The sequence below is a fragment of the Streptomyces sp. NPDC056161 genome (assembly GCF_042268025.1).
In the GTDB taxonomy this organism is placed as follows: Bacteria; Actinomycetota; Actinomycetes; order Streptomycetales; family Streptomycetaceae; genus Streptomyces.
In genome coordinates this window covers 153,160-164,642 of record NZ_JBHJUV010000022.1, presented here as the reverse complement: position 1 = coordinate 164,642, position 11,483 = coordinate 153,160, and the positions used below count along the sequence as shown (strand labels likewise).

Below are 11,483 nucleotides of genomic sequence, written 5' to 3'. Positions count from 1 at the left end.
GTGAAGTCACCGCGCGGGCTCAGCACCCGGACTCCGTCCTGCCTCATGGCCGCGAGATTCGGTCCACGGGCGATGAGATGCACATCGGCGCCGGCGCGATGGAGCGCCGCCCCGACATAGGCGCCGATCGCTCCGGCGCCGAGAACTGCGACTTTCACGGGAACACTCCGTTCGGTTTGAGGGATACCGCGGAGGTGGGGGGTGGGGTGAATCTTGTCGACGAAATATTGTCTACAGTATGGAGGGGGGGTCAGCAAGGGGACGGACGATGACCGTTCGGCGCAGGTCGCATACCGCTCATCGCATACGGTCGACCGACTCCTTCTCAACTACCGGGTGCCCTCCTTATCGTGCGCGATCATGAGTCCCCCTCTCGCACCGCGGGGATGGAGCCGCTGGCTCGTTCCGCCCGCGGCACTCTCCGTCCACCTCTCCATCGGCCAGGCGTACGCCTGGAGCGTTTTCAAGCCACCGCTCGAATCCGCGCTGAACCTCGACGGCACCCAGAGCGCGCTGCCCTTCCAACTGGCGATCGTGATGCTCGGCCTGTCGGCCGCGTTCGGCGGCACCCTCGTGGAGCGCAACGGGCCGCGCTGGGCGATGACCGTGGCCCTCGTCTGCTTCTCCTCGGGCTTCCTGATCTCCGCCCTGGGCGCCTGGACGCAGCAGTACTGGCTGATCGTCCTCGGCTACGGCTTCGTCGGCGGCATCGGCCTGGGCATCGGCTACATCTCGCCCGTCTCCACCCTGATGAAGTGGTTCCCGGACCGGCCCGGCATGGCCACCGGCATCGCCATCATGGGCTTCGGCGGCGGCGCGCTGATCGCCTCGCCCTGGTCGGCGCAGATGCTGGAGTCCTTCGGCTCCGACCACTCCGGGATCGCGCTCGCGTTCCTGGTGCACGGGCTGTCGTACGCGGTGTTCATGGCGCTCGGCGTGTTCCTCGTCCGGGTGCCGCGCCCCGCGGACCGCGTGGCGGCGGACGAGGGGCCGAGCCCCGCCGAGGGGGTGCAGGTGTCGGCCCGCAGCGCGCTGCGCACCCCGCAGTTCTGGTTCCTGTGGATCGTGCTCTGCACCAACGTGACCGCGGGCATCGGCATCCTGGAGAAGGCCGCGCCCATGATCACGGACTTCTTCGCGGACTCCAGCACACCCGTCTCGGCGTCCGCGGCGGCCGGGTTCGTCGCCCTGCTGTCGGCGGCCAACATGGCGGGCCGCATCGGCTGGTCCTCCACCTCCGACCTCATCGGACGCAAGAACATCTACCGCGTCTACCTGGGGGTGGGTGCGCTGATGTACCTGACGATCGCGCTGTTCGGGGACTCGGCCAAGCCGCTGTTCGTGCTGTGCGCGCTGGTGATCCTCTCCTTCTACGGCGGCGGCTTCGCGACCGTCCCCGCCTATCTGAAGGACCTGTTCGGCACCTACCAGGTGGGCGCCATCCACGGCCGGCTGCTCACCGCGTGGTCCACCGCGGGCGTGCTGGGCCCGCTGATCGTCAACTGGATCGCCGACCACCAGGAATCGGCCGGCAAACACGGCGCGTCCCTGTACGGCCTGTCCTTCACCATCATGATCGGGCTCCTGGCGATCGGGTTCGTCGCCAACGAACTCGTCCGCCCGGTCCACGCCCGCCACCACGTCACCGCGCCGAAGGAGGCCGCCGATGTCCAACGAGAACAGCCCGCCTGACCGGCGCGGCCTGATCGCCCTCGCCTGGGTGTGGGTCGGCGCCCCCCTGGTCTACGGCGTGTACGAGCTGGTCCAGAAGGCGACCCAGCTGTTCACGGGGTGACGCCCGCGGCGCCCGGGGCTGACGGAAGCCGACAACCCGGGCGCCCGAATCCTGTGGCTTCACCTGCCGTCGTACCCGCGGGTCACCGAACACACTGGGACCTCCCGCCACCCGCGTCCACGAGGGGGACCAGTTGATCGGCTCGCGCATCGCCGCCGTCGGCCATTACCAGCCCGCCAAGGTCCTCACCAACGAGGAGTTGGCGGACCTGGTCGAGACCAGCGACGAGTGGATCCGGTCCCGGGTGGGGATCCGGACGCGACACATCGCCGGGCCCGACGAACCGGTCGACGAACTCGCCGCGCACGCCGCCGCCAAGGCCCTCGCCGCGGCGGGTCTCGCTCCCGGGGACATCGATCTCGTCCTGGTCGCCACCTCCACCGCCATCGACCGCTCCCCGAACACCGCCGCCCGGGTCGCGGCCAGGCTCGGCATACCGCGGCCCGCCGCGATGGACGTCAACGTCGTGTGCGCCGGTTTCACCCACGCCCTGGCCACCGCCGACCACACCGTGCGCGCGGGCGCCGCGGAACGGGCCCTGGTCATCGGCGCCGACAAGATGTCCGCCGTGGCCGACTGGACCGACCGCAGCACCTGCGTCCTGGTCGGCGACGGGGCGGGGGCGGCGGTCGTCGAGCCCTGCGCACCGGGGGCGGAGCCCGGGATCGGACCCGTGCTGTGGGGTTCGGTGCCGGAGATGGGACACGCGGTACGGATCGAGGGCACCCCGCCGCGGTTCGCCCAGGAGGGGCAGAGCGTCTACCGCTGGGCCACCACCCGGCTGCCCGCCCTCGCCCGAGGCGCCTGCGACAAGGCCGGCATCGCCCCCGCCGACCTGGCCGCGGTCGTGCTGCACCAGGCCAACCTGCGCATCATCGAACCCCTCGCCGAGAAGCTGGGCGCGGCGCGCGCCGTGATCGCCCGGGACGTCACCGAGTCCGGGAACACCTCCGCGGCCAGCATCCCGCTGGCCCTGTCCAAGCTCATCGAACGGGGCGAGGTCCGCGGCGGCGACCCGGTCCTGCTGTTCGGCTTCGGCGGCAACCTGTCGTACGCCGGGCAGGTCGTCCGCTGCCCTTGACGCGCCCCGACCCACGCCGCGAGCCGGTCCGGACCGGCTCGATGTGACGTGAGCGACTGTGTGCGTCCCTGGCATCCGTGCGCCGTAGACTGTAGACGAAAGACAATTGATACTGGACGGAAGTGCGCGCACGAATCTCGTCCGCCGTGCACGGCCCTGCCCAGGAGGGGGACCGCGATGTTGTCGACCGGACTGCCACAGGGTGCCGTGCCCAAGCTCGAACGGCCCGGCCCGCTGCGCGACCGCGTGTACGAGGCGCTGCTCGAACTGATCACCACGCGTGCGTTGCAGCCCGGCCAGCACCTGGTCGAGAGCGAACTCGCCGGGCATCTGGGCGTCTCCCGGCAGCCGGTGCGCGAAGCGTTGCAGCGGCTCAACACGGAGGGCTGGGTGGATCTGCGGCCCGCTCAGGGCGCCTTCGTGCACGAGCCGACGGAGGAAGAGGCCGATCAGCTGCTCACCGTGCGGACGCTGCTGGAGGCCGAGGCGGCCCGGCTCGCCGCGGCGAACGCGGGCAGCGCCGGGATCGAGGCGCTCAGCGAACTGTGCGCGCGGGGCGAGAAGGCGGTCGCCGCCGACGACGTGGACGGCGCCGTCGCCCTGAACGCGGCCTTCCACGCCAAGATCATGGAACTGGCGGGCAACGCGGTCCTCGCCGAGCTGGCCGGGCAGGTCGACCGCAGGGTGCGCTGGTACTACACGCCGGTGGCCCGGCAGCGCGGCCGGCAGTCCTGGGTGGAGCACCGCGCCATGATCGCCGCCGTGGCCGACCGCGACGAACAGCTCGCCACGCAGCTGATGCGCGAGCACACCGAGCACACCCGCCACTCGTACCACGACCGTACGACTTCCTGACCCCGGGACGAGCGGACCCGCAGCGCAGGGCGCGAAACCACCTCCGGGCGTGAGGCTACGGCCCGGCCGCCCGGCCCTTCCATGGCGGTGGACAGGGCGGCGCCCCGCGGCACGGTGATCTTTTCGGCGCCCCACAGGTGCCGCGTGCGGGCCGAGGACGAAGCCGGCCGCCGAAGGCGAAGCCGACCGCCGGAGCCGGAGCCAGAGCCGACCGCCGGAGCCGACTGCCGGAGTCGAAGCCGGAACCGGAGCCCGCCGAGGCTCGTCGTCACGCCCACGCATGCCCGCCGTCGCCCGGCTCCGGCGGCGGCATGCCGTTCGCGTGGGAGGAGCGGACGCCCGGTCACGAGGACGGCGCCGCCGTGCGGGCGGTCCGGCTCGGGGACGGCCGCCGCGTCGGCTGAGGGCCGCCTTTCACAGCCGTAGCCACTCTCGCTTTGTCCTGTGAGTGGGAAAAGTCAGCGCCAATCCATGCACAGCTTCTTCCCAGGTGCGGCGGTGACTGCTACGTTCCCCTCGAAAGACACACCCGGATGGCCGATTTGAGGCGGGGAGGGGCACGTGAGACGCATGACCGCACGACCCGCGAACGCCCATCAGGCCCGACTGCTCAAGCTGTTGCGTGACGGCGGTCCCAACTCCCGTGCGCAGCTGGGCGACCAGATAGACCTCTCACGGTCCAAGCTGGCCGTGGAGGTGGACCGCCTGCTGGAGACCGGCCTCGTGGTCGCCGACGGCCTCGCCGCCTCGCGCGGCGGACGCCGGTCCCACAACATCCGGCTCGCCCCGAACCTCCGCTTCCTCGGCGTCGACATCGGCGCGACCTCGGTCGACGTCGCCGTCACCAACGCCGAACTGGAAGTGCTGGGACACCTCAACCAGCCCATGGACGTACGCGTGGGCCCCGTCGCGGTCTTCGAACAGGTCCTGGCCATGGCGGCGAAGCTGCGTGCCTCCGGCCTCGCGGAGGGTTTCGACGGCGCCGGGATCGGCGTGCCGGGACCGGTCCGCTTTCCCGAGGGCGTCCCGGTCGCACCGCCGATCATGCCCGGCTGGGACGGCTTCCCGGTACGGGAGGCACTCAGCCAGGAACTCGGCTGCCCGGTCATGGTCGACAACGACGTGAACCTGATGGCGATGGGCGAACGGCACGCGGGTGTCGCGCGCTCCGTGGGCGACTTCCTCTGTATCAAGATCGGTACCGGTATCGGCTGCGGCATCGTCGCCGGCGGTGAGGTCCACCGCGGGGTGACGGGCAGCGCGGGCGACATCGGACACATCCAGGCGGTGCCCGACGGCCGGCCGTGCCCCTGCGGCAACCGGGGCTGCCTGGAAGCCCACTTCAGCGGTGCGGCACTCGCCCGCGACGCACTGGAGGCCGCCCAGCAGGGCCGGTCGACGGAGCTGGCGGCGCGGTTCGCGGCGAACGGCACCCTCACGGGCGTCGACGTCTCCGCCGCTGCCGCCGCGGGTGACACCGTGGCGCTCGCCCTGATCCGCGAGGGCGGCAACCACGTCGGCCAGGTCATCGCCGGACTCGTCTCGTTCTTCAACCCCGGCCTGGTGGTGATCGGCGGCGGGGTGACCGGCCTCGGCCACACCCTGCTCGCCGCGATCCGCACCCAGGTCTACCGCCAGTCACTGCCGCTGGCCACCGGCAACCTGCCCATCGTCCTCGGGGAGCTGGGCCAGAACGCCGGCGTCATCGGCGCGGCCCGCCTCATCAGCGACCACCTGTTCTCGCCCGCATAGCCGACCGCCTTCCGGCCTCGACCAGTACAGCGCCCGCTCTGCCTGCCCCGCGCCACCACGCCTGACATCCAGGCGGCTTCACCCTGACTCAGGCTCCGCACGCCCGCCGAGGGGAACACACATGGCACCAGAACCACCGCTGCTCAGCATGTCCGGAATCACCAAGTCGTTCCCCGGCGTCCGGGCCCTCGACGGCGTGGACCTCGATGTCCAGGCCGGTGAAGTGCACTGCTTGCTCGGTCAGAACGGGGCCGGCAAGTCCACCCTGATCAAGGTCCTCGCGGGCGCCCACCAGCCGGACAGCGGCACCATCACCTGGCGCGGCGAGGACGTCACGCTCCGCTCGCCCAGCGCCGCCATGCGTCTCGGCATCGCCACCATCTACCAGGAACTCGACCTGGTGGAGCACCTGTCGGTGGCCGAGAACGTCCACCTGGGCCATGAGCCCACGGCCGCCGGCTTCGTCGTACGGGGGAGGGCCGCGCGGGCGTCGACCGCCGAACTGCTCGCGCGCCTCGGGCATCCGGAGGTCGACCCCGGCCGGCTCGTCGGGGAACTGTCCGCGGCCCAGCAGCAGATCGTCTCCATGGCGCGGGCGCTCTCCCACGACGTACGGCTCATCGTCATGGACGAACCGTCCGCCGCGCTCGACCCGGACGAGGTCGACAACCTGTTCCGCATCGTCGCCTCCCTCACCGCGGACGGCGTGGCCGTCGTCTACATCTCGCACCGGCTGGAGGAGATCCGGCGCATCGGCGACCGGGTGACGGTCCTCAAGGACGGGCGCGCGGTCGCGGGCGGGCTGCCCGCCAAGACCACGCCCACCCGGGACGTCGTGGCGCTGATGACGGGGCGCAACGTCGAGTACGTCTTCCCCGAGCGGCCGGCCGCGGCGTCCGACGGCGCCCCGGTCCTCCAGGTCCGGGGTCTGTCCCGGCCGGGCGAGTTCGCCCCGCTCGACCTCACCGTCCGGGCCGGCGAGATCGTCGGCCTCGCCGGACTCGTCGGCTCCGGCCGCTCCGAGGTGCTGGAGACGATCTACGGCGCCCGCAAGCCCGGCTCCGGCCAGGTCCTGGTGGACGGCAAGGCGCTGCGGCCCGGCAGCGTGCCCGCGGCGGTCCGCGCGGGTCTCGGCCTCGCCCCCGAGGAACGCAAGGCGCAGGCCCTGCTCATGCTGGAGTCCGTCACCCGGAACGTGTCCGTCTCCACCCTGTCCCGCTTCTCCCGCGGCGGCTGGCTCGACCGGCGCGCCGAACTGGGCGCGGCCCGCGCGGCCACCCGCGAGCTGTCGCTGCGCCCCGACAACCCCTCCGTACCCGTGCGCACCCTCTCCGGCGGAAACCAGCAGAAGGCCGTCCTGGCCCGCTGGCTGCTGCGCGGCTGCCGCGTGCTGCTGCTCGACGAGCCGACCCGAGGCGTCGACGTCGGCGCCCGCGCCGAGTTGTACGCGGTCGTCCGGCGGCTGGCCGACGAAGGGCTCGCGGTACTGCTCGTGTCCAGCGAGGTCCCCGAAGTACTGGGCCTCGCCGACCGCGTGCTGGTGCTGCGCGAGGGCCACGTCGTACACGAGGCACCCGCCCGCGAACTGGACGAACACCGCGTACTCGACCTCGTCATGGAAGGAAGCCCGGCGTCATGACGCAGCACGCCTCCCCGCCGCGGAGCAGCACCGGCAAGGTGCAGCCGGCCGGCCCCCGCCCCGCCTGGCGCTCCCTCGTGGCCCGCGCCGACGTCCGCACCCTCTCGCTGCTCGGTGTGCTGCTCGCGCTCGTCGTGGTCGGCGGCATCACCAAGCCGGACGAGTTCCTCGACACCCGCAACCTGCAACTCGTCCTCACCCAGGCGTCGGTGATCGGTGTCGTCACCGTCGGCATGACCTTCGTCATCACCTCCGGCGGCATCGACCTGTCGGTCGGCGCGGTCGTCGCCCTCGCCTCGGTCTGGGCGACCACGGTCGCCACCCAGGACTTCGGTTTCGCGGGCATCCTGTTCACCGCGATGATCGTCGGCCTGGGCTGCGGCCTCGTCAACGGCGTGCTCATCGCCTACGGCAGCATGGTCCCGTTCATCGCCACCCTCGCCATGCTGGCCTCGGCCCGCGGTCTGGCCCTTCAGATCACCGACGGCAAGACGCAGATCGTCTCCGTCGAGGGCATCCTCAAGCTCGGCGAGCGCGACTCCTATGTGCTCGGCATCCCGCCGCTCGTCCTGGTCTTCGCGGTCGTGACGATCATCGGCTGGTTCGTGCTCAACCGCACCACCTTCGGCCGCCGCACGGTCGCTGTCGGCGGCAACGCGGAGGCCGCCCGGCTCGCCGGTATCGACGTACGCCGCCAGCGGCTGTACCTCTACCTGCTGTCCGGGCTGTGCTGCGGCATCGCCGCCTTCCTGCTGATCATCCTGTCCGGCTCGGGCCAGAACACCAACGGCAACCTGTACGAACTCGACGCCATCGCCGCCGCGATCATCGGTGGAACCCTGCTCAGCGGGGGCCGCGGCACCATCACCGGCTCCGTCCTCGGTGTCCTGATCTTCACCACGATCACCAACATCTTCGCCCTGAACAACCTCCAGAGCGACGTCCAGCAGATCGCCAAGGGCGCGATCATCGTCGCCGCCGTGCTGGTCCAGCGCCGTACCGCGAGCACGACCTGACGAAGGGGATCACCGCCATGTCACACCTCACCAGTCGCAGAGGACTGCTGTTCGGGACCGCCGCGGTCTCCGCCGGTGCCCTGCTCACCGCTTGCACGAGCAACGAGAGCAAGGACCAGCAGCCGGCCGCCAGTTCTCAGCCGGCCGCCGACGACAAGCCCGGCAAGCAGGTCACCGTCGGGTTCGCCGGTCCGCAGGCCGACCACGGCTGGCTCAACGCGATCAACGACAACGCCAAGAGCCGCGCCGAGAAGTACTCGGACGTCACCCTGGAGATCACCGAGGGCTCCAACGACACCGCCGCGCAGATCGGCCAGATCGAGACCCTGATCAACAAGAAGGTCGACGTCCTGGTGATCCTGCCCGCCGACGGCAAGGCCCTCACCCAGGTCGGCCTGAAGGCGATGCGCGCGGGCATCCCGGTGATCAACCTGGACCGGATCTTCAACACCCCGCAGGCGTACCGCTGCTGGGTCGGCGGCGACAACTACGGCATGGGCTTCAACGCCGGCACGTACATCGGCGAGAAGCTGCGGGGCAAGACGGACGCCCGCGTCGTCGAACTGGCCGGGATCGACAACCTGGAGCTGACCAAGCAGCGCACCCAGGGCTTCGACGACGCGCTCAAGAACTTCCCGAACCTGAAGAAGGTCGCCCGGCAGGCCGCCGACTTCACCGTCGAGTCGGGACAGGCCAAGATGTCCCAGCTGCTCCAGGCCCAGTCCAGGATCGACGCCGTCTGGAACCACGACGACGACCAGGGCGTGGGCGCGCTGCGCGCCATCGAACAGGCCGGCCGCGACGAGTTCATGATGGTCGGCGGTGCGGGGGCCCTCTCCGCCTTCCAGGCGATCAAACAAGATAATGGCGTCATGAAAGCAAGCGTTCTCTATCCGCCGACCATGGCCGCCTCGGCGATCGACCTGGCACGCGCCCTCGGCCAGAGCAAGGGCATCGGCGGCCTCGCCGAGTACGAGATCCCGTCGTCGATCACGCTGTACTCGGCCGTCGTCGACAAGGACAACGTCGACCAGTACATGTCCACAGGGTTCCGCTGACGGGTTCCGCCCCGCACCCCCCACGGCACAGACATGAACGAGGACGAGGAGGACTTCCTTATGGGACAGCCGCAGCAACCGGACGGGCCGGAGGCGCAGCAGCCACCGATCCGCGTCGGCATGGTCGGATACGCCTTCATGGGCGCCGCCCACTCCCAGGGCTGGCGCACCGCGGGCCGTGTCTTCGACCTGCCCCGACGGCCGGTCCTGGCCGCGATCTGCGGCCGGGACGGCGCCGCGGTCCGGGCGGCGGCCGACCGGCACGGCTGGGCCGCGGCCGAGACCGACTGGCGTGCGCTGATCGCCCGGGACGACGTCGACCTCGTCGACATCTGCACCCCGGGTGACAGCCACGCCGAGATCGCGCTCGCCGCCCTGGCCGCGGGCAAGCACGTACTGTGCGAGAAGCCCCTCGCCAACACCGTCGAGGAGGCCACCGCGATGGCCCGCGCGGCCGAGGAGGCCGAGGCGCGCGGCCAGGTGGCGATGGTCGGCTTCAACTACCGGCGGCTGCCCGCCACGGCGCTCGCCCGGCGGATGGTCGCCGAGGACCGGATCGGCACCCTGCGGCACGTCCGGGTCGTCTACCTCCAGGACTGGCTGATCGACCCCGAGTTCCCGCTCACCTGGCGGCTGCGCAAGGAAGCGGCGGGCTCCGGCTCGCTCGGCGACCTCGGCGCGCACATCATCGACCTCGCCCAGTACCTGGCGGGCGAACGCCTCGCCGGGGTCTCCGCGCTCACCGAGACCTTCGTACGGCAGCGACCCCTGCCCGGCGGCGCCACGAGCGGCCTGACCGCCGTGTCGGCCACCGGCACCGCAGAGGTCACCGTCGACGACGCCGCCGTGTTCACCGGCCGCTTCGCCTCCGGCGCCCTGGCCTCCTTCGAGGCCACCCGCTACGCGACCGGCCGCAAGAACGCCCTGCGCATCGAACTCAACGGCGAGCGCGGCTCGCTCGCCTTCGACCTGGAACGGCTCAACGAACTGTCGTACTTCGACGGCACCGAACCGGGCACCCACGCCGGCTTCCGCCGCATCCTCGTCACCGAACCCGACCACCCCTACCTGGAGGGCTGGTGGCCCCCGGGCCACGGCCTCGGCTACGAGCACAGCTTCGTCCACCAGGCCCGCGACCTGGTGCACGCCATCGCCGAGGGCAGCGCCCCCGAACCCTCCTTCGCCGACGGACTACAGATCCAGCGCGTGCTCGCCGCGGTGGAGGAGAGCGCCGAGAAGAACGCCGTCTACACCCCCATCGCGGTCTGAGGAGTCACGCAATGCCCCGCAACTTCACCCTCTTCACCGGACAGTGGGCCGACCTCCCCCTGGAGGAGGTCTGCCGGCTCGCCCGCGACTTCGGCTACGACGGCCTCGAACTCGCCTGCTGGGGTGACCACTTCGAGGTCGACAAGGCGCTCGCCGACCCCGGCTACGTCGCCTCCCGCCACCAGCTCCTCGACAAGTACGGCCTCAAGTGCTGGGCCGTCTCCAACCACCTGGTCGGACAGGCCGTCTGCGACGCCATCATCGACGAGCGGCACGAGGCGATCCTGCCCGCCCGGATCTGGGGCGACGGCGAGCCGGAGGGCGTGCGCCGCCGGGCCGCCACCGAGATCGCCGACACCGCGCGCGCCGCCGCGGCCCTCGGCGTCGACACCGTCATCGGCTTCACCGGCTCCGCCATCTGGCACCTGGTCGCCATGTTCCCGCCCGCGCCCGAGGCGATGATCGAACGCGGTTACCAGGACTTCGCCGACCGCTGGAACCCGATTCTCGACGTCTTCGACGCGGAGGGCGTCCGCTTCGCGCACGAGGTCCACCCCAGCGAGATCGCCTACGACTACTGGACCACCCAGCGCGCCCTCGCGGCCGTCGACCACCGGCCCGCCTTCGGCCTCAACTTCGACCCCTCCCACTTCGTCTGGCAGGACCTCGACCCGGTCGGCTTCCTGTGGGACTTCCGGGACCGGATCTACCACGTCGACTGCAAGGAGGCCCGCAAGCGCCTCGACGGCCGCAACGGCCGCCTCGGCTCCCACCTGCCCTGGGGCGACCCGCGCCGCGGCTGGGACTTCGTCTCCGCCGGGCACGGCGACGTCCCCTGGGAGGACGTCTTCAGGATGCTGCGCTCCATCGACTACCAGGGACCCGTCTCCGTCGAATGGGAGGACGCCGGCATGGACCGGCTCCAGGGCGCCCCCGAGGCACTGACCCGGCTCAAGGCGTTCGACTTCGAACCGCCGACGGCCTCCTTCGACGCCGCGTTCGGCAACTGAGGCCCGAC

The 11,483-nt window shown here is 71.3% G+C and carries 11 protein-coding genes; 10 read left to right on the top strand and 1 reads right to left on the bottom strand.

Annotation, left to right across the window (positions count from 1 at the left end):
* Positions 1-158, bottom strand: a 158-nt coding sequence (locus ACFC09_RS21910; RefSeq protein ID WP_376530838.1) for a ketopantoate reductase family protein, incomplete at its 3' end; no start/stop codon positions are given.
* Positions 159-360: 202 nt separating this feature from the next.
* Here ACFC09_RS21910 and ACFC09_RS21905 point away from each other — a divergent pair.
* From ACFC09_RS21905 to ACFC09_RS21860, 10 genes are all read left to right on the top strand, one after another.
* On the top strand, positions 361-1,692 hold the full coding sequence (locus ACFC09_RS21905; RefSeq protein ID WP_376530831.1) for an OFA family MFS transporter: 1,332 nt from the start codon (positions 361-363) through the stop codon (positions 1,690-1,692).
* The gene (locus ACFC09_RS21900) at positions 1,667-1,795 is read left to right on the top strand and encodes a hypothetical protein (RefSeq protein WP_376530829.1); all 129 of its coding nucleotides are present in this window, start codon (positions 1,667-1,669) and stop codon (positions 1,793-1,795) included. Before ACFC09_RS21905 ends, ACFC09_RS21900 begins: the two co-directional genes overlap by 26 nt.
* A gap of 133 nt (positions 1,796-1,928) precedes the next feature.
* Positions 1,929-2,876, top strand: coding sequence for a beta-ketoacyl-ACP synthase III (locus tag ACFC09_RS21895; RefSeq protein WP_376530826.1), 948 nt, complete (start codon positions 1,929-1,931; stop codon positions 2,874-2,876).
* A gap of 177 nt (positions 2,877-3,053) precedes the next feature.
* Entirely contained in the window at positions 3,054-3,731 is a 678-nt protein-coding gene (locus ACFC09_RS21890; protein ID WP_376530823.1) for a GntR family transcriptional regulator, read from the top strand.
* A 570-nt stretch (positions 3,732-4,301) separates the two neighbouring features.
* Positions 4,302-5,483: an ROK family protein gene (locus tag ACFC09_RS21885; protein ID WP_376530821.1), complete on the top strand. Its 1,182-nt coding sequence runs from the start codon at positions 4,302-4,304 to the stop codon at positions 5,481-5,483.
* A gap of 121 nt (positions 5,484-5,604) precedes the next feature.
* A complete protein-coding gene (locus tag ACFC09_RS21880; protein ID WP_376530819.1) occupies positions 5,605-7,122 on the top strand; it encodes a sugar ABC transporter ATP-binding protein in 1,518 nt (505 codons plus the stop codon).
* Complete coding sequence (locus ACFC09_RS21875; RefSeq protein ID WP_376530817.1) at positions 7,119-8,138, top strand: ABC transporter permease; 1,020 nt, start codon at positions 7,119-7,121, stop codon at positions 8,136-8,138. Before ACFC09_RS21880 ends, ACFC09_RS21875 begins: the two co-directional genes overlap by 4 nt.
* Positions 8,139-8,155: 17 nt before the next feature.
* Positions 8,156-9,196, top strand: coding sequence for a substrate-binding domain-containing protein (locus tag ACFC09_RS21870; protein WP_376530814.1), 1,041 nt, complete (start codon positions 8,156-8,158; stop codon positions 9,194-9,196).
* Between the two features lie 60 nt (positions 9,197-9,256).
* Complete coding sequence (locus tag ACFC09_RS21865) at positions 9,257-10,465, top strand: Gfo/Idh/MocA family protein (RefSeq protein ID WP_376530835.1); 1,209 nt, start codon at positions 9,257-9,259, stop codon at positions 10,463-10,465.
* An 11-nt stretch (positions 10,466-10,476) separates the two neighbouring features.
* Positions 10,477-11,475 (top strand): sugar phosphate isomerase/epimerase family protein, encoded by a 999-nt coding sequence (locus ACFC09_RS21860; RefSeq protein WP_376530811.1) that lies wholly within the window; start codon positions 10,477-10,479, stop codon positions 11,473-11,475.
* Positions 11,476-11,483: the final 8 nt, after the last annotated feature.

Excerpts from the sequence above, each read along its gene's own strand:
- ACFC09_RS21905 (WP_376530831.1), top strand. The coding sequence starts at position 361 with ATGAGTCCCCCTCTCGCACCGCGGGGATGGAGCCGCTGGCTCGTTCCG.
- ACFC09_RS21900 (WP_376530829.1), top strand. The coding sequence starts at position 1,667 with ATGTCCAACGAGAACAGCCCGCCTGACCGGCGCGGCCTGATCGCCCTC.
- ACFC09_RS21890 (WP_376530823.1), top strand. The coding sequence starts at position 3,054 with ATGTTGTCGACCGGACTGCCACAGGGTGCCGTGCCCAAGCTCGAACGG.
- ACFC09_RS21885 (WP_376530821.1), top strand. The coding sequence starts at position 4,302 with ATGACCGCACGACCCGCGAACGCCCATCAGGCCCGACTGCTCAAGCTG.
- ACFC09_RS21880 (WP_376530819.1), top strand. The coding sequence starts at position 5,605 with ATGGCACCAGAACCACCGCTGCTCAGCATGTCCGGAATCACCAAGTCG.
- ACFC09_RS21875 (WP_376530817.1), top strand. The coding sequence starts at position 7,119 with ATGACGCAGCACGCCTCCCCGCCGCGGAGCAGCACCGGCAAGGTGCAG.
- ACFC09_RS21870 (WP_376530814.1), top strand. The coding sequence starts at position 8,156 with ATGTCACACCTCACCAGTCGCAGAGGACTGCTGTTCGGGACCGCCGCG.
- ACFC09_RS21865 (WP_376530835.1), top strand. The coding sequence starts at position 9,257 with ATGGGACAGCCGCAGCAACCGGACGGGCCGGAGGCGCAGCAGCCACCG.
- ACFC09_RS21860 (WP_376530811.1), top strand. The coding sequence starts at position 10,477 with ATGCCCCGCAACTTCACCCTCTTCACCGGACAGTGGGCCGACCTCCCC.